The following is a 22751-nucleotide window of genomic DNA, read 5'->3' on the forward strand; positions in this document are numbered from 1 at the left end:
CGGCAATCTAAAGATTGCCGTTTACTTTTATTACCGGCTCTGCTTTCTCAACAGATAAATAAAGTACGGCGCGCCGATAAAGGTCGACAGCAGACCCGCCGGGATCTGATACGGAAACAGCACCATTCTTCCGCACCAGTCCGCGAACACCAGCATCACCCCGCCCGTCAGGGCCGACATCACGATATGCGGCATCGTCCGGCGGAACCCCATCATTCTGGCAATGTGCGGCGCCATTAGCCCGACAAAACTCAGCGGTCCAATCGTCAGGGTTGCCGTCGCCGTCAGGCCCGCCGCCAACAGCAGCAAGGCCACGCGCGCTGGCGTCAGCGCCATTCCCACCGCACGCGCGGTTTCGCCGCCGAGCGGCAGAATGGTCATCCAGCGGCGGCACAGCGGCACCATCGCCAGCAGCACGAGCATCACGATCCCGGACCAGGCCACCTGGCTGGCGGTGGCGTTGTAGGTTGAGCCGGAAATCCAGGTCAGGATCTTCGCCATACGCGGATCGCCGCTGGCCTGCAGCATCATCAGCAGCATGGTAAATGCGGTGCTGAGCGCCATCCCGGCCAGCAGCATGCGGTGCGGCGAAAATCCGCCGCGACCGGCGGCAATCAGGATAATCATCAGCGTGACTGCCGCGCCGATACTGCCGGCAGGCATCAGCCAGCCAAACGCATTCCCCGGCACAAAGAATAGCATCAGCACCACGCCAAAGGCGGCGCCAGAGCTGATCCCCAGCACTTCCGGGCTTGCCATCGGGTTGCCGGTCAGACGCTGAATAATGCACCCCGCCACCGCCAGCATCACCCCTGCGATCAGCGCAGCGAAGATACGCGGCCAGCGCCACTGCACCAGTTCATTGAGTAAATCACCCGTCGCCCAGTGCCAGCCCACGGCATCGCGTCCGAATGAGAGCGCCGCAAACGAAGCGATAATCAGCACCGCCAGACCGGCAAGGCTAAACCACAGCACCGACTGACGTTCAGCGTAGATTTTATCGCCCGCGTCCATCGCCGGTGCGCTCATGCTGCGCAGGCGCGGGAGCAGCCACAGCAGCAGCGGCGCCCCGATAAGCGCGGTCACAGAGCCGGTGGAGACTTCCCTCCAGACCTGCGCCAGCCAGAGAATAAGCTGATCGGAAAGCCAGAGGATCAGCGCCCCAATCAGCGGCGCCAGCATCAGACGCGCCAGCAGGCGACGCGCCCCGAGCATTTTCGCCAGCAGCGGCGCAAACAGGCCGATAAACCCGATGATGCCGACTGCGTTTACCAGCAGGGCACTCAATACAATCGCCAGCGTCAGCGCCGCCAGACGAGCCAGCGACAGCGCCAGCCCCAGGTTACGCGCCACGCCATCATCCAGCCCCATGAGCGTCAGGGGGCGCAGGAGCAGCAGCGTCAGCACGACGCCGCCAGCCAGCTGCGGCCAGAGGTGTTCTACAACGCTCCAGTCGGTCTGGGTGAGCGTGCCGGTACTCCACAGGAACATGCTTTGCAGCCGATCGTGATGGAACAGCACCAGCAGCTGGTTAATCGCCCCGCAGTACAGGCTCACCACCAGCCCGGCCAGAATAAGCGTCACAGGAGAAAGGCGCTTGCCCCAGGCCACGCCAAAGACCAGCGCCCCCACCACGCACGCTCCCGCGAGTGCCGCAAACTGCGAGGTTAACGCTCCCGGCAGCGCCCACAGCGTGGTGATAGTGATCCCAAGCTGCGCGCCGGTCGCGACGCCGAGCGTGGTTGGCTCTGCCAGCGGGTTACGTAAAACCTGCTGGAACAGCACGCCTACCAGCCCTAAGCCGGCCCCTACCAAAAGGGAGATCGCCAGACGCGGCAGCAGGCTGTAGTGGAACAGCATCTGCTGAATATTGTCGATATCCGGCGAGGCCAGAGCGGCCCCCCACTGCGCGCGTGGTAAGGCCGTGGAGAGGTTGAATCCGGTTAATACCAGCGCAACCAGAAAAAGCAGGGATAGCAGCAGCGCCGGGAAGCGGGCGATACGCGTACTCATGCTTTACCTCCCAGGGCGTTATCCAGCACGCGGGCAAAATGCATGGCCGACAGCGTCGCACCGTAGAACCAGACCGCCGGGACGCGCTGGAAGCGCCTCTCGCGCACAAACGGCATCGCCTGCCAGAGCGGGGTCGCCATCAGGGTTTGCATGTCGCGTTCGTTACCGTGGTCGAAACACAGCACGTCCACATCGCGAAACGCCGCCAGACGATCGATACCCACGGCGGTACTGCCCCAGAAGGTCATCTCTCCTTCCCAGGCATTGCGAATGCCGAAGCTGTCCAGCACCTCCTGGAACAGACAGTTTTTACCGAAGACCAGCATATGGCGGGCATCCAGCAGCGTCACCATCAGCAGTGGACGATCGCCCCGGTGAGCAAAGCGCGGCTTCAGGGAGTCTATCAGGGCATCAAATTCGTCGAGATGCCTTTTAGCCTCCGCTTCGCGGTTGAGGAAATGCGCCATCTCGTTAATCGAGTTTTTCGCCACAGCCAGCGGTTTTTTACCGTCGCTGAAGGCGAATCCACGTCCCGGCGCAATGCGCGCCAGGGTCTCCTCTGACGGGCCGTAGCCCGCGGACCAGAACAGGAACGAGGGTTTCATCTGGGTGAGCAGCTCAAGGTTTGGCTCCGTTCGCAGGCCGACGTCGATTACCGAGTCCGGCAGCTTTGGCTCATTCACCCAGAGGTTATAGTTAGGAATGTCCGCCACGCCATAGGGCGTGACGCCGAGCGCCATCATCAGTTCGACCGGCAGCCATTCCAGGGCCACAATACGGTGCGGATCGACGGCGGCAGCACGCGCCGTATTCATTTTGAACAGCAGCGGTGAGAGCGCCATCGCCGTCAGCAGGCGACGGCGGCTAATGCGTGTGTTATTAAGCATCAGTAGACAAAGCTCACCGGTGCAGCCCCGGCCGGGTGAGGCAGAATACCCATCGGAATACCGTAAATATGTTCCAGCGTTTCGCTGCGCATCAGCTCTGCCGGTGTCCCCTGGGCAATCATCTCGCCCCCGCGCAGCGCGACGAGGTAGTCACAATAGCGCGCGGCCATGTTGATATCGTGCAGGACCGCAATGACCGTCAGGCCACGCTGCTGGCTCAGGCGATGCACCAGCGCCAGGACGTCGACCTGATGCGCGATATCCAGCGCAGAGGTCGGTTCATCCAGCAGCAGACAGCGGCTGTCCTGCGCCACCAGCATCGCAATCCACGCGCGCTGACGTTCGCCGCCGGACAGGCTATCCACCAGACGGTGCGCCAGCGGTTTTAGCCCGACCAGCGCAATCGCCTCTTCCACCTTCTCTCTGTCGGCGACGCCAAAGCGCCCAAGCGCACCGTGCCACGGATAACGCCCAATCGCCACCAGCTCACGCACCGTCATCCCTTCCGCCTGCGGCAGCTGCTGCGGCAGATAGGCCACCTTGCGGGCAAAGGCTTTACTGCTCCAGCTCTCCAGCGGTTGGTCATCCAGCAGAATATCGCCTTCTGAAGGCGACTGATGGCGCCCCAGCATCTTGAGCAGCGTGGATTTACCGGAGCCGTTGTGACCAATCAGGCCCGTCACTTTACCGGCAGGGAACGTCAGAGAGAGCGGATGCAGCAGCGTGCGCCCGGGTACGCGAAAAGAGAGATGGTTGAGCGTAAAGGTGGTGTCGGGTTGCGTTTGAATATCCTGCATATCAGCCAACTTAAATAAAAGGGCACGGCGAACCGTGCCCGAAGAGAGATTAGAAGCGGAAGGTCGCGGTGGCAACAACCTGACGTTCAGCACCCCAGAAGCAGCCGTAGGTATTGAAGCAGCTGGCAACGTACTCACGATCGAACAGGTTGTTCACGTGCAGCGCCACGTTTGAACCAGCCATGCCAACGCGTGCCAGATCGTATCTGACCAGCGCATCAACCACGATGTAGCTGCCCACCTTGAAGGAGTTCGCCGGATCGCCATAGCTTGAACCCGTGTAACGCACGCCGGTACCCAGCGTCAGACCAGACAGCGCACCGTCAAACAGGGTGTAATCGCCCCACAACGATGCCATGTGTTTTGGCACCTGAGCAGGCGTGTTGCCTTTGTAGGTGGTATCCGTGGTGTATTCCGCATCGGTGTAGGTATAAGAACCCACCAGGTTGACGCTAGCAGAGAGGGCCGCTTTCGCTTCCAGTTCTACGCCACGCGCGCGGATTTCACCGCCCTGAACCGAGAAGAAGGAGCCCGCCGGGTCCGCCATCAGGTTGTTGGTTTTGGTCAGCTGGTACAACGCGCCGGTGACGACGATCGGACGATCGTTTGGCACGTATTTCACGCCCGCTTCGTACTGTTTGCCTTTAGACGGCGAGAACAGTTTGCCCTGGGCATCGGTCTGCGAAGCCGGTTCAAACGATTCGCTGTAGCTAAAGTACGGAGTTACGCCGTTATCAAACAGATAGTTAACGCCACCGCGCCAGGTGAACTGGGTATCATCACGTTTGGAGGTGGTGTTCGTTACGCGGTTGTAGGATTCCTGATCGGCCCAGTCATAACGGCCGCCCAGGGTTACCAGCACTTTATCCCACTGCGCCTGATCCTGAACGTACAGCCCCGTCTGTTTCTGACGGTTGAGGATCTGATATGGGCCGGAGGTCGCGGGATCTTTTGAGCTGAAATCAAAATCGCTGTTCACCGGATTGTAGAGATCCAGCAGCGGAACAGAGTCGTCGTAACCAAACCAGGAGTTGATGTCATTCCGCATGCGCATAAAGTCAACGCCGGTCAGCAGGACGTGGTCCACCTCGCCGGTTGAGAATTTGCTCTGCAGCTGGGTATCAACGGTAAAGTTCTGCAGCTTTTCGTTATCAACAACGTATTTACGCGCCAGATAATGGCCTTTGTCCGATGGCGCTAACGCGGCACACTGTTTGTTGCCGCTGTTTGCCGGGTCGGTACAAACGCCATAACCGTATACGCTGTTTTGCGAGGTTTTGTTCTCGGCAAAGCGCAGGTTCTGACGCACGGTAAAGGTATCGTTGAACTCGTGGTCGAAGCTGTATCCCACCATTTTCTGGTTACGGGAATAGGTATTGTTCTTCGCGCCTTCGTTGAAGTTCGTCGGCAGACGATCGCCGTTCGGCAGCGGATCAACCGTTCCCTCTTTTGGCAGCCAGCCGTAGTAGCCCGTTTCAGGCTCGTTCTGGAAGTAGGAGAGGAACGTGAAGGTGGTTTTGTCATCCGGACGCCAGGAGAACGATGGCGCAATGGCGTAACGCTGCTCTTCAGCACGCTCCTGCTGAGCGTTATTAGAACGCGCAACGCCCGTTAAGCGATAAGAGTAAACGCCGTCGTCGTCGATCGCATCGCTAAAGTCGAACCCGGTCTGGAACAGGCTATCCGTGCCGACTTTGAACTGGATCTCTTTCAGCGGCTCGGTTGTTGGGCGCTTACTGACCATGTTCAGCAAACCGCCCGGGCTGCTTTTGCCGTACAGAACGGAAACCGGACCGCGCATGATCTCGGCGCGCTCCAGCATATAAGGATCAATCACCGCGTCGTTATAGAAGTTCCCCTGCATTTTCATGCCGTCGAGGTAGTTATTCTGCGTCTGGCCATCGGCCGCGAAGCCGCGAATGATCAAATAGTCATAGGTGTTAGACGCGCCGCGCGTGCCTACCGCAACGCCCGGCGTATAGCTCAGGGCTTCTTTCACCGAACGCGGCTGATGCAGCGCCATCTCTTCGGCCGTGACCACAGAAATAGACTGTGGAACCTTTTGAATCGGGGTATCCGTTTTGGTCCCGGTCGCGGATTGCCGTGCGGCGATGGTCGCAGCAGGACCCCAGGCACTTTCCTGTGCCGCAGGTGCTGCGGTTACCGTAATGGTTTCTTCTTTTTTCGGGGCTTCGGCCGCGTGAGCATAAGCAGACATGCCGGCAACCGCTGTGGCGACGACGACCGCGAGCTTACGCAGCGACGTGTTCATTGGCTGAGCAGTATTGGAAAGCGCCATGTTGAATCTCTGATGTGAAAGTGAATGATAACGTAAACGAGAATTATTATTATGAGCGCCAGAATAATATGCGAAACGCTGGTTGCATAGCAAGCAGTAAGCGGCCCTATGAGAATTAAGGGTTTAAGAAATCATCAAGAGAAAACGAAGGGTTAATCAGAGTTAAAGCGAGGGTTAACGAAATGAGGTTTACGGGTAAAAAAAGCCCCCTTCCAGGGAAGAGGGCTTTAAAAGGTTAGTTACCGCCGAACATGTCTTTAATCCAGCCCGCGACACCGTCGCTGTCTTTCTTCTCATTCTGCTGCTGCGGCTGTTGCTGCTGCGGCTGCTGTGGTTGAGAAGACTGGTCGAACGGGTTACCCGTTGGCTGTTCTGGCTGGCTTTGCTGGCACAGCGAGTCCGGGTTTGCGGTCCAGACAGGCAGCGTACGCATTCCGCCACCGCAGACGAAGTTACCGGAGCTGTCCACGCCCATATCGACGATATCTTCCGGCGCGACCAGATTCAGCGGCACAGGAGACTGATTCGCCAGATAGCGCTGGTAAATCGACATCGCCCCGCTCGCGCCGTACAGCTTGGTCGGCTGGTTGTTGTCGCGGCCTACCCAGGTGATCACCACTTCGCGGCCATCAATACCGGCAAACCAGGTATCGACGTTGTTGTTGGTGGTCCCGGTTTTACCCGCAAGATGCAGACCCGGATACTTCGCGCCCAGCTGACGCCCGGTGCCGCGCTGCACGACCTGCTGCATCGTCCACAGCGTCATATAGGCAGCCTGAGCAGGAACGGCACGCTCCGCCTGCGGGAAGCTCTGATACAGCACGGAACCATCTTCGGCAATCACTGAGCGCAGGGCAGACAGCGGCGCGCGGTTGCCCCCGCTGGCAATGGTCTGGAATGCCTGGGCGACTTCGATCGGCGTCAGGTTAAGCGCGCCGAGGATCATCGCCGGCACCGGGTGCAGCTGATCTTTCGACACGCCCAGTTTTTGCCAGGTATCGACAATCGCCGGCAGTCCCAGCGACATGCCCAGGTTCACCGTTGGCACGTTCATGGAACGGGTTAACGCATCCACCAGCATGACCTGGCCGCTGAACTGTTTATCATCGTTCTGCGGTGACCAGACCTGGCCGTTAGGCTGGCGCAGGGAGATCGGCGCATCCGCAATCCAGGTATTCAGGCGATACTGATTTGGCTGGCTCAGGGCAGTGAGGTAGGTTGCCGGTTTTGCCAGAGAGCCGATTGAGCGACGCGCCTGCATAGCGCGGTTGTAGCCTGCAAACTGCGGCTCGGCACCGCCCACCATGGCGCGAACTTCGCCGGTGTTACGGTCAACCACCACCATCGCGGTTTCCAGATCGCTCAGCTTACGCTGTTTCTTCAGCGCCGGAATGCCTTCCACCGCCGCTTTTTCGGCCGCATCCTGCGCCACGGAGTCAAAGGTGGTGAAGATCTTCACGCCGGAGAGATCTTTGACCTTATCACCGAGCTTGCTTTGCAGCTCCTGACGCACCAGCTGCATAAACGCAGGCTGAGGCGAAATCACGCCGCCGCGCGGCTGAACGCCGAGCGGACGCGCGCTCAGCATGTCGTACAGCTCCTGGTCAATCACCTGCTGCTGTTGCAGCAGACGCAGAACGAGGTTACGACGCTCCAGCGCCAGTTTCGGGTTACGCCACGGGTTATAAATGGACGCCCCTTTCACCATGCCCACCAGCAGCGCCTGCTGGTCCAGGCTCAGCTCTTCTACCGGACGGCCAAAGTAGTACAGGCTCGCCAGCGGGAAGCCGCGGATTTCGTTATCGCCGCTCTGACCGAGGTACACCTCGTTCATGTACAGCTCAAGGATACGATCCTTGCTGTAGCGCGCATCCATCAGCACGGCCATGTAGGCTTCGTTCGCTTTACGCCAGTAAGAGCGTTCGCTGGAGAGGAACAGGTTCTTCACCAGCTGCTGGGTCAGCGTACTCGCTCCCTGCACGGTACGACCGGCAGTCAGGTTAGCCAGCACCGCACGGCCAATCGAGTAGAGGCTGATGCCATCATGCTCGTAGAAGTGACGGTCTTCGGTTGCCAGCAGGGTATCGACCAGCAGATCCGGGAAGCCGTTACGCGCCACGAACAGGCGCTGCTCGCCGTTTGCCGACGAAAGCATGGTGATCAGACGCGGATCGAGACGGAAGAAACCGAACTGACGGTTGTTATCCATGTTCTCGATGGTGTCCAGACGATCGCCGTCAAAGGTCAGACGCGCGCGCACCTGCCCCTCTTTGCTGTCCGGGAAATCAAACGGGCGACGGATCATCTCAATGCTGTTGGACTGCACGGTAAATTCGCCAGGCCGCGTCATTTTTGACACCTGACGATACTGGGTGGCTTCCAGCAGTTTAACCATCTCGTTCTTCGTGATGGACATATCTGGCTCGAGGTTCACCATACGGCCATACACTGCCGCAGGTAGCTGCCAGACTTTACCGTCGATACGGCTGCGGATCTTCTGATCCAGATACACGCCGTAAATCGCCATCAGCACGACAAAAACAATAAACAGCTTCAGCAGCAGCCAGAACCAGCCGCGCTTGCCCCGAGGCTTACGCCCTTTGCCTTTTCCATTACGCGGCATCGGTTCTTCATCCTCATAATCGTCTTCATAGTCATCGTCATAGTCCTCATCTCTGAGGCGACGACGGCTTACCTTTTCTTTCGCCGGACGCGTTGGTTTTCCCTTACGTCCTATTGGCTCGCGGTCATTCCCCGCCATGCTTTTTCTCCGCAACTTTCAGGCGCAAAGGCCAGATTTTCTTTTCTTTCACAGGCCTGTGAAAGAAGAAATCTCTCAAAATAAACTGCAAGACTTTCCTGTCAGGAAAGTCTTTAGTGTTTTCTCCCTCTCCCCGTGGGAGAGGGCTGGGGTGAGGGCATCAGGCCGCACTTTTCAGGCCGCACTCCCCTTTTACGAATACTTCTTCGTTCGCCGCGTCGGCGCCGTATTCGCCGGATCGTCCGGCCAGACATGTTTGGGATATCGCCCCTTCATCTCTTTCTGCACTTCACGGTAGCTTCCCGCCCAGAACGCCCCCAAATCTCGGGTGATTTGTAATGGACGATGCGCAGGCGACAGCAGCTCAAGCACTAACGGCACGCGCCCTTCCGCAATGGACGGCGTGGTGGCCTCACCAAACATCTCCTGCATCCGAACCGCCAGCGCCGGCGGGTTATCCTCATGATAACGGATGGCAATCCGGCTTCCGGTCGGCACAGTGTAATGCCCTGGCAGTTCACTATCCAGACGTTGACGTAATGACCAGTCCAGTAAATTCTGTAACGCGGTCTTAACATCAAGCGCCTTAAGGGCTCGCAGAGAGTGTACGCCGCTCATTTGCGGCAGTAGCCAGCGCTCAAGCGTAGCGAGCAGCGTCTCGTCATCCACCGCGGGCCAACTATAGTCCGGTAGCCACTTCGCGGCGCAGTGCAGACGAATGCGGTACTGCTCCGCTTCCGGCGTCCAGTTCAGGGCGCTCAGCCCTTTTTCCCGAATGCCGTTCAGCATCGCCTGATGAAGCTCGTCTTCCGACGGCTTCGCCAGCGGCTTCGTTCCTAACGTCAACTTACCAACCTGGCTGCGACGAAAGGCCTTCAGCGTGCCCTGGGCGTCATCCCATTCCACGGTATCAGATTGCTGAAGCAGCTGCGGACAGGCACGCGTCAGGGCGTCAATCTCTACGGCAATCGCCTGCAGGATGCGCGCATCCGGAGAATGGCTGCCCTGCAGCAACAGCGGGGCGATCAGCCATTCGTGACGCGTCAGCGCATCATCGCTGTCCAGCATCGCCCCCATGCCGTTTGCCAGCTGGTAGCGACCGTCCAGCCCGCGCCGACGCGCGATCCTGTCCGGGAAGGCCTGGGCCAGCAGGAAGGCAATCTTATCGCTGTCAGGCGCACCTCCCCGGCTATTCAGGCGTTTGCACAACTGCTGCGCCCGCTGCTGCCAGTTCCCCTGGCTGCGCGAAAACGCCTGCCCCAGATCGCTGCTGCCACCGCGAGGCGGCTCCTCAAGAATAGCCGCCAGTTTTGCCGCCGTGGCAATTTCATCATCCCCTTGCGCGGCCACCAGCATCGCGGCCAGACGCGGATCGTTGCCCAGCGCCGCCATTTTCTGGCCGCGCGCCGTCAGACGCCCGCCTTCCAGCGCGCCAAGCTGCGTCAGCAACGTGCGCGCAGCGGTGAGGTTTACGACAGGAGGAGGATTAAGCCAGGTGAGCTGTTCAGGGTTCGGGCAGCCCCACTGGAGCAGATCCATCACCAGGCCAGACAAATCGCTTTGTAAAATTTCCGGCGTGCTTTGCTGTGCGGCGCGTTCAGCCTGCTCCGCGCTGGTCAAATGCAGGCATATGCCCGGCTCAAGACGCCCCGCGCGGCCCGCGCGCTGCACCATCGACGCCTGGCTGATGCGCTGCGTCAGGAGTTTAGTCAGCCCGGAACGCGGGTCAAAGCTTGCCACCCTCTCCTGCGCGCTATCCACCACCAGGCGAATGCCTTCAATGGTCAAACTGGTTTCAGCAATGTTGGTTGCCAGCACCACCTTGCGCTGCCCCGCCGGTGCCGGAAGAATCGCTTTACGCTGATCCTGTAGCGACAACGCGCCGTAGAGTGGGCAAAGCAGCACGTCGCCGCCTACGCGGGTAGAAAGCTGCTCCTGCACGCGCTGGATTTCGCCCACGCCCGGCAAAAACAGCAGCAGGGAACCGGCTTCCTGGCGCAGCAGCTCAGCCGTGGCAATGGCGACGGCCTCGTCAAAACGCTGATGGGAGGGAAGCGGCTGATAGCGGCGTTCAACCGGAAACGCCCGCCCCTCTGAGCTGATGACCGGCGCATCGGGTAACGCCTGCCGTAGCCGCTCGTTGTCCAGCGTAGCCGACATAATAAGCAGCCGGAGATCGTCGCGCAGCCCCTGCTGCACGTCCAGCAACAGCGCCAGGGCCAGATCCGCCTGCAGGCTGCGCTCGTGAAATTCATCCAGGATCACCAGCCCGACGCCGGTCAGCTCCGGATCGTTTTGCAGCATGCGGGTGAGAATACCCTCGGTGACCACTTCAAGACGCGTGGTCGGGCCAACGCAGGTCTCGGCACGCATCCTGTAACCTACCGTTTCGCCCGGTTTTTCATTCAGCAGTTCCGCCAGACGCTGCGCCACGTTGCGCGCGGCCAGCCTGCGCGGCTCCAGCAGGATAATTTTCCCGCTGATGTTTCCGTCTTTCAGAATCTGCAGCGGCAGCCAGGTGGACTTCCCCGCGCCCGTAGGGGCATTCAGCAAAACCTGCGGGGCATGGTGTAAGGCAGCGAGAAGCTCAGGAAGAATGACGGCGACCGGCAATGAGGACACTAACAGCTCCAGAGGGTTAACATTAATCGGCGTACATTGTAGCATCGGCGCATATCATTACCGAGTCCTCCGTATGCCTGAGTCGAAACGGCTGTTTTTTGCCATTGAATTGCCCACCGCGATACAGCGTCAAATTGTCCGCTGGCGCGCCGATTGCTTTCCGCCGGAAGCGGGCCGCCCTGTCGCGGCGGCCAACCTGCACCTGACGCTGGCCTTTTTGGGCGACGTCAGCGCCGAAAAGCAGCGGGCGTTAGCCGTAATGGCCGGGCGTATTGCCCAGCCGGAATTTACGCTGCACCTCGACGACGCGGGTCAGTGGCTGCGTTCGCGCGTGGTCTGGCTGGGCACGCGCCAGCCGCCGCGCGGATTGTTACAGCTGGCGAATATGCTGCGCGCGCAGGCGGCGCGCAGCGGCTGTTATCAGAGCCCACAGCCGTTTCATCCACATATCACGCTGCTGCGCGATGCCGGTCAGGCCGTTGCCATCCCGCCGCCGGGTTTTCACTGGGCCTTTCCGGTCAATGGATTTGCGCTTTACGAATCCGTCTTTGCACAGGGACGCACCCGCTATACGCCGCTACAGCGCTGGACGCTGGGCAACACCGAAAGGAATTCCGATGAAGTTTAGTCCTCCCCTGCAGCACGCCACGCTTATCCAACGCTACAAACGCTTCCTCGCCGACGTGATCACCCCCGAAGGGGTTCAGCTCACCCTGCACTGCCCCAATACCGGCGCCATGACGGGGTGTGCGACGCCAGGTGACAGAATCTGGTATTCCACATCAGAAAATAATAAACGCAAATATGCCCATACCTGGGAAATGACCGAAACCCAAAACGGGGCATTTATTTGCGTTAACACCCTGCGCGCAAATCAGCTGGTTAAGGAAGCGCTGACCCTTGGCGCCATTCCCGAACTGGTGGGATATGGCACCCATAAAAGTGAAGTGAAATATGGCGATGAAGGCAGCAGAATTGACTTCATGTTACAGGCGGAAGACAGGCCCGAGTGCTATATTGAAGTAAAATCAGTGACGTTAGCGGAACAGGAAAATGGCTACTTCCCGGATGCGGTAACGCTGCGTGGCCAGAAGCATCTGCGAGAGCTAATGAGTGTTGCGGCGGCGGGCAAACGCGCCGTATTGCTGTTTGCGGTGTTGCATTCAGCCATTGAACGTTTCTCCCCTGCCCGCCATATTGATCCTAAATACGCGCAATTGTTGAATGAGGCACAAAAGCAGGGGGTAGAGGTTTTCGCTTATAAAGCGGAACTTTCTGCCGATAATATGACTCTGAGATCGTCTCTTCCCATTGTCTTATAAGGGATTAGACGATTGACGAATAAGTGTTCTGGCCGCGTGCGCAAATACGCTTTTCCTCACAGGCTTGTCAAGTGTTACGTTTAGATAATTGCCATACGGAAAAGCATCTGCTATTTATAGCGACCTGATTTTTCCCCCAACACGGGGATCGATAGTGCGTGTTAAGGAGAAGCAACATGCAAGAAGGGCAAAACCGTAAAACATCGTCCCTGAGTATTCTCGCCATCGCTGGGGTGGAGCCGTATCAAGAGAAGCCGGGCGAAGAGTATATGAACGAAGCCCAGCTGTCGCACTTCAAGCGTATTCTTGAAGCATGGCGTAATCAACTCAGGGATGAAGTCGATCGCACCGTTACTCATATGCAGGATGAAGCTGCTAACTTCCCGGATCCGGTAGACCGTGCCGCTCAGGAAGAAGAGTTCAGCCTCGAACTGCGTAACCGTGACCGCGAACGCAAACTGATCAAAAAGATCGAGAAAACGCTGAAAAAAGTCGAAGACGAAGATTTTGGCTACTGCGAATCCTGCGGTGTTGAAATTGGCATTCGTCGCCTGGAAGCGCGTCCAACCGCCGATCTGTGCATCGACTGTAAAACGCTGGCCGAAATCCGCGAAAAACAGATGGCCGGTTAATACCAGCGCTGTTTACACACTCCAAAGGCGGGAGTCTCTCCCGCCTTGTTACTGTTGATATGTCTGAATCACACTATATTGGGCGCTTCGCGCCATCTCCTTCCGGTGAATTACACTTCGGCTCATTAATTGCCGCGCTCGGCAGCTACCTGCAGGCTCGCGCCCGCCTGGGAAAATGGCTCGTACGCATTGAAGATATTGACCCTCCGCGTGAAGTTCCCGGTGCTGCAGAGACGATTCTGCGTCAGCTGGAACATTACGGTCTTCACTGGGATGACGAGGTGCTCTGGCAGTCAAAACGTCACGAGGCTTATCGGGAACGTCTGGCCTGGCTTCGCGATCGGGGGCTTTCCTATAACTGCACCTGCACCCGCGCGCGTATCCAGAGCGTGGGTGGCGTCTATGACGGCCACTGCCGCACGCTTAATCTTCCCCCGGAAAATGCCGCCGTACGTATAAAGCAGCGCTCCCCTGTGACGCGCTTTACCGATCTCCTCTCCGGTGAGATTCATGCCGATGAACGTCTGGCGCGTGAGGACTTTATTATTCACCGCCGTGACGGCCTGTTTGCCTATAACCTGGCGGTGGTCGTCGACGATCGTTTCCAGGGCGTGACGGAAATTGTGCGCGGGGCGGATCTGGTCGAACCGACCGTGCGACAAATATCGCTCTATCATCAGTTTGGCTGGACGGCACCGGACTACATTCATCTGCCGCTGGCGGTCAATGCGCAGGGCTTTAAATTGTCAAAGCAGAACCACGCCCCGGCCCTGCCAGACGGCGATCCGCGTCCTGTTTTGATCGACGCGCTGCGATTTCTCAACCAGAATGTAACCAACGAATGGCAGGATCTGCGAATTGACGAACTGCTGAAAATGGCCGTTGCCAACTGGACGCTCGCGGCAGTGCCAAAAATCCAGCATTCTCAAATGCGTTGCGCTGAGCTATGATTAGCCGCTTTTTTCATAACAAAACACACTACGAGGTGTACCATTTTTACCCGAGTCGCTAATTTTTGCCGTAAAGTGCTAAGCCGCGAAGAGAGCATGGCGAACGATGCTATTGCACAGCCACACATGTCGGTTATTCCGCGTGAGCAGCACACTATTTCCCGCAAAGATATCAGTGAAAATGCCCTCAAGGTGCTCTATCGTCTGAATAAAGCGGGCTACGAGGCCTATCTCGTGGGCGGTGGAGTACGTGATTTACTGCTGGGCAAAAAACCAAAAGATTTCGACGTGACGACCAGCGCCACGCCTGAGCAGGTGCGCAAATTATTCCGCAACTGCCGTCTCGTTGGCCGCCGTTTCCGTCTGGCTCACGTCATGTTTGGGCCGGAAATTATCGAAGTGGCGACTTTCCGCGGCCATCACGAAGCGGGCGTATCGGATCGCACGACTTCCCAGCAGGGCCAGAACGGCATGCTGCTGCGCGATAATATCTTCGGCTCTATCGAAGAAGATGCCCAGCGCCGCGATTTCACCATCAACAGCCTTTACTACAGCGTGGCAGATTTCACCGTGCGCGATTACGTCGGCGGCATGCAGGACCTGAAAGAAGGTCTGATCCGTCTGATCGGCACGCCGGAAACGCGCTATCGTGAAGATCCCGTGCGTATGCTGCGCGCCGTGCGTTTCGCCGCCAAGCTGGATATGCGCATCAGCCCGGAAACGGCAGAGCCGATTCCGCGTCTGGCTACGCTGATTAACGACGTGCCGCCTGCCCGCCTGTTCGAAGAGGCGCTGAAGCTGCTGCAGGCTGGCCACGGCTTTGAAACCTACAATCTGCTGCGCGAATACAACCTGTTCCAGCCGCTGTTCCCGACCATTACCCGCTACTTCACCGAAAGCGGTGACAGCCCAATGGAGCGGATGATTGCGCAGGTGCTGAAAAATACCGATACCCGTATTCGCAACGACATGCGCGTCAATCCGGCGTTCCTGTTTGCGGCGATGTTCTGGTATCCGCTGCTGGAAACGGCCCAGCGAATTACCCAGGAGAGCGGGCTTGCCTACTATGATGCCTTCGCGCTGGCCGCAAACGACGTGCTGGACGAAGGATGCCGTACGCTCGCTATTCCAAAACGTATTACCACGCTGGTGCGCGATATCTGGCAGCTTCAGCTGCGCATGTCCCGTCGTCAGGGCAAACGCGCCTGGAAGCTGATGGAGCATCCAAAATTCCGCGCCGCCTTCGATCTGCTGTCGCTGCGTGCTGAAATTGAACGCAACCAGGAGCTGCAGCGCCTGGCGCAGTGGTGGGCCGAATTCCAGGTTTCCGCCCCGCCGGAGCAAAAAGATATGCTCACCGGGCTGGATGAAGAGCCGGAACCGCGTCGCCGTCATCGTCGTCCGCGCAAACGCGCGCCGCGTCGTGAAGGGACAGCATGACCCTCGCGTATATCGCCATCGGCAGCAATTTAGCCTCTCCGCTGGAGCAGGTTAACGCTGCCGTACAGGCGCTGGGGGAGATCCCGCAAAGCAAGATCGTGGCGGTCTCCTCTTTCTACCGCACGCCGCCGCTGGGTCCGCAGGATCAGCCTGATTATCTGAACGCCGCCGTGGTGCTTGAAACTGCTCTGAATGCCGAAACGCTGCTGGATAACACCCAGCGCATCGAACTGCAGCAGGGCCGCGTACGCAAAGAAGAACGCTGGGGACCGCGCACGCTGGACCTCGACATTATGCTGTTTGGGCACGAGACCATTAACACTGAACGTCTCACCGTTCCGCATTACGACATGAAAAATCGCGGGTTTATGCTCTGGCCGCTGTTTGAAGTCGCCCCCGATCTCATCTTCCCGGACGGCATCTCGCTCAAGTCCATTCTGGACAACCTCAACGCGGAAAGACCCGCCCGCTGGTGATCCGGTTCCCCTGCCGATTAACCTCAAAATAATTGTGGCTAACAGGCTACCTAAAATCATTGTTCCCCCGAATGTTACTGTTAGAATGCGCAAAGATTCGCTTTTGGGCTATCAGGAAACAGTATGAAACCAACCACCATCTCCTTACTGCAGAAATGCAAACAGGAAAAAAAACGCTTCGCCACCATCACCGCGTATGACTACAGCTTCGCCAAACTCTTTGCCGAAGAGGGTATCAACGTCATGCTGGTCGGAGATTCGTTAGGGATGACGGTACAAGGACATGATTCCACCCTGCCGGTCACGGTTGAGGATATCGCTTACCACACGCGTGCGGTGCGCCGCGGAGCTCCAGCCTGCCTGCTGCTTTCCGATCTGCCGTTTATGGCCTATGCCACGCCGGAGCAGGCATTCGAAAACGCGGCAGCGGTCATGCGTGCTGGCGCTAACATGGTCAAAATTGAAGGCGGCGCCTGGCTGGTGGATACGGTGAAGATGCTCACCGAGCGCGCCGTGCCGGTGTGCGGCCATTTGGGCTTGACGCCGCAGTCCGTCAACATCTTTGGTGGATATAAAGTGCAGGGCCGCGGCGATGCAGCCCAGACGCTGCTGGATGATGCTCTGGCGCTGGAAGCCGCAGGTGCACAGCTGCTGGTGCTGGAGTGCGTGCCGGTTGAGCTGGCGAAGCGTATTACTGAAGCCCTGTCCATTCCGGTGATTGGTATCGGTGCAGGCAACGTGACCGACGGTCAGATTCTGGTGATGCACGACGCCTTTGGCATCACCGGCGGGCATATTCCGAAGTTTGCCAAAAATTTCCTCACCGAAGCGGGCGACATGCGCGCTGCGGTCAGGCAGTATATTGCCGACGTTGAATCCGGTGTTTACCCGGGTGAAGAACACAGTTTCCATTAAGGAGTCTCGTTGTGCTAATCATTGAAACCCTGCCGCTGCTGCGCCAGCATATCCGCCGCGCGCGTCAGGAAGGTAAACGTATCGCACTGGTCCCGACCATGGGCAACCTGCATGACGGCCATATGAAGCTGGTTGACGAAGCAAGAGCCCGTGCAGATATCGTGGTGGTCAGTATCTTCGTTAACCCAATGCAGTTTGACCGCGCCGACGATCTGGCACGCTATCCGCGCACCCTGCAGGAAGATTGCGAGAAGCTCAAAAAACGCCATGCGGATATTGTCTTCTCTCCGGCACCGGCGGATGTCTATCCTCAGGGTACCGATGAGGCCACTTACGTTGACGTACCGGGCATTTCCACCATGCTGGAAGGCGCAAGCCGCCCGGGTCATTTCCGCGGCGTATCGACCATCGTCAGCAAGCTGTTCAACCTGGTGCAGCCGGACGTTGCCTGCTTCGGTGAGAAAGATTTCCAGCAGCTGGCGCTGATCCGCAAGATGGTTGCGGACATGGGTTACGATATCGAGATTGTCGGCGTACCGATTGTACGCGCGAAAGACGGTCTGGCGCTCAGCTCGCGAAATGGCTACCTGACCGCGGACCAGCGTAAAATCGCGCCGGGCTTAAGCAAGGTCATGAACACCATGGCAGAACAGCTGCTGGCGAAAGAGTTAACGGCCGAAGAGATTATTGCTCTGGCTGAACAGGCGCTGAACGATAAAGGCTTCCGCGCTGATGATATTCAAATTCGCGATGCCGACACGCTTCTGGAGCTTACACAGACCAGCAAACGTGCGGTGATTCTGGTGGCGGCATGGCTTGGTCAGGCCCGCCTAATCGACAACAAAGTGGTTGAACTGGCGTAGGTTTCTCTACCCGGAAGATGAAAGGTAAACGTAATGATTCGCAAAATGCTGCAAGGTAAGCTTCACCGTGTGAAAGTCACCCAGGCCGACCTGCACTATGAAGGCTCCTGCGCCATCGACCAGGATTTCCTTGATGCTGCGGGCATCCTTGAAAACGAAGCGATTGATATCTGGAACGTTAACAACGGCAAACGTTTCTCAACCTACGCCATCGCCGCCGAGCGCGGGTCTAAAATCATCTCCGTTAACGGCGCGGCAGCGCACTGCGCGGACGTGGGCGATATAGTGATTATTGCCAGCTTCGTGATGATGTCTGATGAAGAAGCACGCCGCTGGCAGCCGAAAGTTGCCTACTTTGAAGGCGACAACGACATGAAACGTACCGCGAAGGCGATTCCGGTTCAGGTTGCTTAAGCACTATCCCTGCGGCTGATTGCTGATCAGCCGCGACATTGTCTCCAGCGAATCCGTTCTTAAGATGTACAGGCGTTTCAGTAAGAATGGATTATCCCCCGGCTTCACCTTCCCTTTCACCGTCGTCACCGCCAGATGAAAACCGGCATCATTCGCCGCCTTTATCGCTTTATTGTCGTAGCCGCCAAACGGATAGGAAAGATAGAGCACGCGTGGATTAAACTGCGCCAACGCGCGACGCGAGCGTTCAAAATCAAACAAAATCACGTGATAGCTGCGGCTCAGTAAAATCGGGTGTTTATACCCGTCTACGCGGTGCAGGAAGTGGGTGTGAGACTGAATATCGAACACATCCTGAATCCCCTTAATCTCCTGCACGCTCATAAACTGCAGCGATTTTGGATCCCACTTCTGCGGATGGCCTTTTATACGGGAAGAGATAATAAACGCGGTAGCCTTGAAGCCGTACTCTTTCAGCACAGGATAGGCATAGCGGCTGACGGATTTCAGGCCGTCGTCAAAGGTAATCACCACCGATTTTGCAGGCAGGTTCATTTTGTTACGCACGTACCCTTCAAGCTGGTACATCGTCAGGGTGGTATAACCCTGATCGCGTAACCAGGCCATCTGGTTGTTGAACGCACGTACGCTGGTGGTCGTGGACGTATGTCGAAAACGGGTGTTCTCTTCATCACGCAGAATATGATGGTAGGTCAGAATCGGAAGCCCATTATCTTCCTGCGCATCCAGGCTGCTGATCCACGCCAGACGATTGCCGATGCGGATCTGGAACCAGGTCTGATTCAGACGGTCTTTCAGTTTATTCAGTATCGGATAGCGCAGATTGGCGCTTAACGTGCCGAAAGGCGCGCTGCCGCTCGACGGCGCGTTATACACCGGCGTGTCTTTCCAGGTAATGAGGTTCTGATTGCTCAGGGGCTTATTGAGATCCCCGAGGCTGTCCTCGACGCGCTGTTTCCCCTGAACCGGCTCCAGGTGCCCCTTGTCGATAAACCCCGTGCCAAAACCGAAGCGAAATTCGTAGTAGTCCGCCGCCGCGGGCACAACGGCCAGGATCTGCCCGGCGCGCACGTTACCGACGTTGATCACGCTGTTCCCCACCTGCGCCCAGATCGCCGCGTCTTCGGTGGTTTGCATGTACTGGGCAGGCAGCGTTTGCTGACTGAGTAAACTGGCTGAGCTGACGCCGGAAATGAGCATCAATAGCAAGAAAAGAATGCGCGGTAGCATGGTGTCTTAATCGGTGCGGAAAACTGCCGCTATTGTAACAAATGAGACATCAATACCAACGTTTAATTCTTATACAAATCGTGGAGCAGGACGAAAGGAGGATTTTTTTGCTGCTGATGCCACAAGCTGCTGACGCCCGGAACGCCCTGCGCCACGATGGCCTGGCGAAACTCAGCGCTGCTTAAGGATCCACGCTGCGGATACATTAAGGCCAGCAGGGAGAGGTTAATACCCGAGATCACTTCACAGCACGCGTGCTTATGGCTCAGCAACGCGGCTGCGCGGTAAGGCGCCGCGCCCGATTTATCGGTAAGAAAAATCACGCCATCGCCGGTGTCGGTTTCATGCAGGGCATCGCACATCATGCGGCTCAGCATGTTGGTGCTCAACCCGCGCCAGTAGTTTACCGCCCGGCACTGCACCAGCGGGCCAAATCTGGCTTCAAGCTTATCCAGCATTTCCTGCGCCTGTTCATCGTGGCAGGTGATAACCCATCCCAGCATAACTCCCTCCTTAGCAGGCAAGTAGTTTAGCGGAGTGAAGGTTAGCTTACGGTGATAACTGTCAAAGAAAGTGCCCGGCAAACAGAACGTCACCGGGCAAAAGATTAGCTGCGCAGCCCGCGTCCGCGCTGGATAAGCGACCAGCAGAGCAGGTAGAAGGCGATGATAAACACCACCAGCACAGCCACCGTGGTAAACAGCGGCACATCGCTGATGCCGAGGAAGCCAAAGCGGAACCCGCTGATCATGTAGACAATCGGGTTCAGGTGCGACAGCGCCTGCCAGAACGGTGGCAGCAGCGTCAGGGAGTAGAACACCCCGCCGAGATAGGTCAGCGGCGTCAGCACGAAGGTCGGGATCAGGCTGATGTCGTCAAACGTTTTGGCGAACACGGCGTTCAGCAGACCGGCCAGCGAGAAGAGGATCGCCGTCAGGAGCAGCGTCAGCGCGACAAAGAGCCACGAGTGGACCTGGAACGGCACAAAGAACAGCGAAATCGCCGTGACCAGGATCCCCACGCACAGCCCGCGCGCCACGCCGCCGCCGACATAACCCGCGATAATGACGTGCGTCGGCACCGGCGCGACCAGCAGCTCTTCAATATTGCGCTGGAACTTGGCGCTGAAGAATGACGACGCCACGTTGGCGTAGGCATTAGTGATCACCGCCATCATGATCAGGCCCGGCACGATAAACTGCATATAGGTAAAGCCGTGCATCTCACCAATTCGGGAACCAATCAGGTTACCGAAGATAATGAAATAGAGCGTCATCGTGATAACTGGCGGCACCAGGGTTTGCACCCAGATACGCATAAAGCGGTTAATCTCTTTCGCCCAGATACTTTTCAGCGCGACCCAGTAAAGATGCGTCATGCCTTGTCTCCTTGTTTGTCATGTACCAGAGAGACAAACAGCTCTTCCAGTCGGTTCGCTTTGTTACGCATACTTAAGACCTGAATCCCCTGCGCGCTCAGCTGTGAGAACACGCTGTTAATCCCCTGCTCGCGCAGCACTTCCACTTCCAGCGTCGAGGTATCCACCAGACGATAGTTGTAACCTTCAAGTTTTGGCAGCGCGCTTTTCGCCGCCAGATCGAGAATGAAGGTTTCGGATTTCAGCTTGGAGAGCAGATTCTTCATCGAGGTGTTTTCCACCAGCTCGCCGTGCTGAATGATGCCGATGTTGCGGCACAGCATTTCAGCCTCTTCCAGGTAGTGGGTGGTCAGAATAATGGTGGTACCTTTGTCGTTGAGATCTTTCAGGAAGCCCCACATGGAACGACGAAGTTCGATATCGACACCCGCAGTCGGCTCATCGAGGATCAGCAGCTTTGGCTCGTGCATCAGCGCACGGGCGATCATCAGGCGGCGCTTCATCCCGCCGGACAACATGCGCGCGCGTTCGTTACGCTTTTCCCACAGATCGAGCTGCTTAAGGTATTTTTCGCTACGCTCCAGGGCCTCTTTACGCTCAACGCCGTAATAGCCCGCCTGGTTAACCACGATCTGCTGCACCGTCTCGAACGGGTTGAAGTTGAACTCCTGCGGTACCAGCCCCAGCTGGCGTTTGGCGTTCACCACATCTTTTTGCAGGTCGTACCCAAAGACGCTCACCCGGCCGGACGTTTTATTGACCAGCGAGCTGATAATCCCAATGGTGGTCGATTTCCCCGCCCCGTTCGGCCCCAGAAGCGCGTAAAAATCACCGGCCTCTACTTTAAGATCTATTCCGCGTAGCGCCTGAACGCCACCCGGATAGGTTTTTTTAAGCTGCTCAAGCTCCAGTGCAATTGCCATGAAATTAACTTACCTTCAGTTCTTACACACGTTGTGTGGTTTCATTAAAAGTCGGGTTACCCTATAGTAGCGCAACGCAATAACTCGGTTACAGGTCGCTAACCTCCATGAACAACATAGATACACTCATCAGCAACAATGCACTATGGTCAAAAATGCTGGTGGAGGAAGACCCCGGATTTTTTGGAAAACTCGCGCAGGCGCAGAACCCACGCTTTCTCTGGATTGGATGTTCCGACAGCCGCGTACCGGCGGAGCGCCTGACCGGCCTTGAACCCGGCGAACTGTTTGTTCACCGCAATGTCGCCAATCTCGTGATTCACACCGATCTCAACTGTCTTTCTGTTGTTCAGTATGCCGTGGACGTTCTGCAAGTCGAGCACATCATCATTTGCGGCCATTATGGCTGCGGCGGCGTGCAGGCGGCGGTTGAAAACACGGAGCTGGGGCTCATTGATAACTGGCTACTGCACATCCGCGATATCTGGTTCAAACATAGCTCACTGCTGGGCGAAATGCCGCAGGAGCGTCGCATGGATACCCTATGCGAACTCAACGTGATGGAGCAGGTGTATAACCTGGGCCACTCAACGATCATGCAATCAGCGTGGAAACGCGGGCAGAAGGTTTCTATCCACGGCTGGGCGTACGGTATTCACGATGGCCTGCTGCGCAATCTGGAAGTGACCGCCACCAACCGCGAAACGCTGGAGCAGCGCTACCGTTCGGGGATTGCCAACCTTCAGCTTAAGCATGTGAACCATAAATAAAGCCGGGGATGTTCTCCCTCTCCCTGTGGGAGAGGGCC

20 protein-coding genes are annotated in these 22751 nt (G+C 57.5%); 10 read left to right on the forward strand and 10 right to left on the reverse strand.

The features are described from left to right. Positions 1–30 precede the first annotated feature (30 nt). The 6 genes from fhuB to hrpB form a co-directional block, all read right to left on the reverse strand. The gene (gene fhuB, locus ACJ69_RS13290) at positions 31–2013 is read right to left on the reverse strand and encodes a Fe(3+)-hydroxamate ABC transporter permease FhuB (RefSeq protein ID WP_059347164.1); all 1983 of its coding nucleotides are present in this window, start codon (positions 2011–2013) and stop codon (positions 31–33) included. Then, complete coding sequence (fhuD, locus tag ACJ69_RS13295) at positions 2010–2900, reverse strand: Fe(3+)-hydroxamate ABC transporter substrate-binding protein FhuD (protein WP_059347165.1); 891 nt, start codon at positions 2898–2900, stop codon at positions 2010–2012. Before fhuD ends, fhuB begins: the two co-directional genes overlap by 4 nt. Continuing rightward, complete coding sequence (gene fhuC / locus ACJ69_RS13300) at positions 2900–3697, reverse strand: Fe3+-hydroxamate ABC transporter ATP-binding protein FhuC (RefSeq protein WP_059347166.1); 798 nt, start codon at positions 3695–3697, stop codon at positions 2900–2902. The genes fhuD and fhuC overlap by 1 nt, the downstream gene beginning before the upstream one ends. A gap of 49 nt (positions 3698–3746) precedes the next feature. Further along, positions 3747–5996 carry a ferrichrome porin FhuA gene (fhuA, locus tag ACJ69_RS13305; RefSeq protein ID WP_059347167.1) on the reverse strand — a complete coding sequence of 750 codons (2250 nt, stop codon included), beginning with the start codon at positions 5994–5996 and terminating at the stop codon, positions 3747–3749. Positions 5997–6231: 235 nt separating this feature from the next. Beyond that, entirely contained in the window at positions 6232–8757 is a 2526-nt protein-coding gene (mrcB, locus tag ACJ69_RS13310; RefSeq protein WP_029741214.1) for a bifunctional glycosyl transferase/transpeptidase, read from the reverse strand. Positions 8758–8949: 192 nt separating this feature from the next. Continuing rightward, on the reverse strand, positions 8950–11379 hold the full coding sequence (gene hrpB / locus ACJ69_RS13315; protein ID WP_059347168.1) for an ATP-dependent helicase HrpB: 2430 nt from the start codon (positions 11377–11379) through the stop codon (positions 8950–8952). A gap of 73 nt (positions 11380–11452) precedes the next feature. Here hrpB and thpR point away from each other — a divergent pair, with 73 nt between their 5' ends. The 9 genes from thpR (at position 11453) to panD (ending at position 18391) form a co-directional block, all read left to right on the forward strand. Further along, entirely contained in the window at positions 11453–12007 is a 555-nt protein-coding gene (gene thpR, locus ACJ69_RS13320) for an RNA 2',3'-cyclic phosphodiesterase (protein ID WP_059347169.1), read from the forward strand. Further along, positions 11997–12701, forward strand: a complete 705-nt coding sequence (gene sfsA, locus ACJ69_RS13325; RefSeq protein ID WP_059347170.1) for a DNA/RNA nuclease SfsA — start codon at positions 11997–11999, stop codon at positions 12699–12701. The genes thpR and sfsA overlap by 11 nt, the downstream gene beginning before the upstream one ends. Before the next feature lie 176 nt (positions 12702–12877). Then, positions 12878–13333 carry an RNA polymerase-binding protein DksA gene (dksA, locus tag ACJ69_RS13330; RefSeq protein ID WP_001155232.1) on the forward strand — a complete coding sequence of 152 codons (456 nt, stop codon included), beginning with the start codon at positions 12878–12880 and terminating at the stop codon, positions 13331–13333. 59 nt (positions 13334–13392) lie between these two features. Further along, positions 13393–14283, forward strand: a complete 891-nt coding sequence (gene gluQRS, locus ACJ69_RS13335) for a tRNA glutamyl-Q(34) synthetase GluQRS (protein WP_032642510.1) — start codon at positions 13393–13395, stop codon at positions 14281–14283. A gap of 42 nt (positions 14284–14325) precedes the next feature. Beyond that, positions 14326–15723, forward strand: coding sequence for a polynucleotide adenylyltransferase PcnB (gene pcnB, locus ACJ69_RS13340; RefSeq protein ID WP_071886572.1), 1398 nt, complete (start codon positions 14326–14328; stop codon positions 15721–15723). After that, positions 15720–16199: a 2-amino-4-hydroxy-6-hydroxymethyldihydropteridine diphosphokinase gene (folK, locus tag ACJ69_RS13345; protein WP_054829714.1), complete on the forward strand. Its 480-nt coding sequence runs from the start codon at positions 15720–15722 to the stop codon at positions 16197–16199. The genes pcnB and folK overlap by 4 nt, the downstream gene beginning before the upstream one ends. A 123-nt stretch (positions 16200–16322) precedes the next feature. Then, positions 16323–17114, forward strand: coding sequence for a 3-methyl-2-oxobutanoate hydroxymethyltransferase (gene panB / locus ACJ69_RS13350; protein WP_023310432.1), 792 nt, complete (start codon positions 16323–16325; stop codon positions 17112–17114). A gap of 11 nt (positions 17115–17125) precedes the next feature. Beyond that, positions 17126–17977: a pantoate--beta-alanine ligase gene (gene panC, locus ACJ69_RS13355; RefSeq protein WP_023310431.1), complete on the forward strand. Its 852-nt coding sequence runs from the start codon at positions 17126–17128 to the stop codon at positions 17975–17977. A gap of 33 nt (positions 17978–18010) precedes the next feature. Further along, the gene (gene panD, locus ACJ69_RS13360; protein ID WP_006810068.1) at positions 18011–18391 is read left to right on the forward strand and encodes an aspartate 1-decarboxylase; all 381 of its coding nucleotides are present in this window, start codon (positions 18011–18013) and stop codon (positions 18389–18391) included. Between the two features lie 3 nt (positions 18392–18394). Here the strand turns inward: panD and ACJ69_RS13365 are convergent, their stop codons facing one another. From ACJ69_RS13365 to ACJ69_RS13380, 4 genes are all read right to left on the reverse strand, one after another. Then, on the reverse strand, positions 18395–19642 hold the full coding sequence (locus tag ACJ69_RS13365) for a polysaccharide deacetylase family protein (RefSeq protein WP_038417646.1): 1248 nt from the start codon (positions 19640–19642) through the stop codon (positions 18395–18397). Positions 19643–19704: 62 nt separating this feature from the next. Continuing rightward, a complete protein-coding gene (locus ACJ69_RS13370; protein WP_023310429.1) occupies positions 19705–20145 on the reverse strand; it encodes a PTS sugar transporter subunit IIA in 441 nt (146 codons plus the stop codon). Between the two features lie 104 nt (positions 20146–20249). Beyond that, positions 20250–21020, reverse strand: a complete 771-nt coding sequence (locus tag ACJ69_RS13375) for an ABC transporter permease (RefSeq protein ID WP_029741906.1) — start codon at positions 21018–21020, stop codon at positions 20250–20252. Further along, entirely contained in the window at positions 21017–21943 is a 927-nt protein-coding gene (locus ACJ69_RS13380; RefSeq protein ID WP_003856300.1) for an ABC transporter ATP-binding protein, read from the reverse strand. Before ACJ69_RS13380 ends, ACJ69_RS13375 begins: the two co-directional genes overlap by 4 nt. Before the next feature lie 107 nt (positions 21944–22050). Here ACJ69_RS13380 and can point away from each other — a divergent pair, with 107 nt between their 5' ends. Then, positions 22051–22713 (forward strand): carbonate dehydratase, encoded by a 663-nt coding sequence (gene can, locus ACJ69_RS13385; RefSeq protein ID WP_008501947.1) that lies wholly within the window; start codon positions 22051–22053, stop codon positions 22711–22713. The last annotated feature ends 38 nt before the right edge of the window (positions 22714–22751 follow it).

It is taken from the genome of Enterobacter asburiae, assembly GCF_001521715.1.
Lineage (GTDB): Bacteria > Pseudomonadota > Gammaproteobacteria > Enterobacterales > Enterobacteriaceae > Enterobacter > Enterobacter asburiae.

Coding starts and splice junctions, on each gene's coding strand:
- fhuB (WP_059347164.1), bottom strand. CDS start 2,013: ATGAGTACGCGTATCGCCCGCTTCCCGGCGCTGCTGCTATCCCTGCTT.
- fhuD (WP_059347165.1), bottom strand. CDS start 2,900: ATGCTTAATAACACACGCATTAGCCGCCGTCGCCTGCTGACGGCGATG.
- fhuC (WP_059347166.1), bottom strand. CDS start 3,697: ATGCAGGATATTCAAACGCAACCCGACACCACCTTTACGCTCAACCAT.
- fhuA (WP_059347167.1), bottom strand. CDS start 5,996: ATGGCGCTTTCCAATACTGCTCAGCCAATGAACACGTCGCTGCGTAAG.
- mrcB (WP_029741214.1), bottom strand. CDS start 8,757: ATGGCGGGGAATGACCGCGAGCCAATAGGACGTAAGGGAAAACCAACG.
- thpR (WP_059347169.1), top strand. CDS start 11,453: ATGCCTGAGTCGAAACGGCTGTTTTTTGCCATTGAATTGCCCACCGCG.
- sfsA (WP_059347170.1), top strand. CDS start 11,997: ATGAAGTTTAGTCCTCCCCTGCAGCACGCCACGCTTATCCAACGCTAC.
- dksA (WP_001155232.1), top strand. CDS start 12,878: ATGCAAGAAGGGCAAAACCGTAAAACATCGTCCCTGAGTATTCTCGCC.
- gluQRS (WP_032642510.1), top strand. CDS start 13,393: ATGTCTGAATCACACTATATTGGGCGCTTCGCGCCATCTCCTTCCGGT.
- folK (WP_054829714.1), top strand. CDS start 15,720: ATGACCCTCGCGTATATCGCCATCGGCAGCAATTTAGCCTCTCCGCTG.
- panB (WP_023310432.1), top strand. CDS start 16,323: ATGAAACCAACCACCATCTCCTTACTGCAGAAATGCAAACAGGAAAAA.
- panD (WP_006810068.1), top strand. CDS start 18,011: ATGATTCGCAAAATGCTGCAAGGTAAGCTTCACCGTGTGAAAGTCACC.
- ACJ69_RS13365 (WP_038417646.1), bottom strand. CDS start 19,642: ATGCTACCGCGCATTCTTTTCTTGCTATTGATGCTCATTTCCGGCGTC.
- ACJ69_RS13370 (WP_023310429.1), bottom strand. CDS start 20,145: ATGCTGGGATGGGTTATCACCTGCCACGATGAACAGGCGCAGGAAATG.
- ACJ69_RS13375 (WP_029741906.1), bottom strand. CDS start 21,020: ATGACGCATCTTTACTGGGTCGCGCTGAAAAGTATCTGGGCGAAAGAG.
- ACJ69_RS13380 (WP_003856300.1), bottom strand. CDS start 21,943: ATGGCAATTGCACTGGAGCTTGAGCAGCTTAAAAAAACCTATCCGGGT.
- can (WP_008501947.1), top strand. CDS start 22,051: ATGAACAACATAGATACACTCATCAGCAACAATGCACTATGGTCAAAA.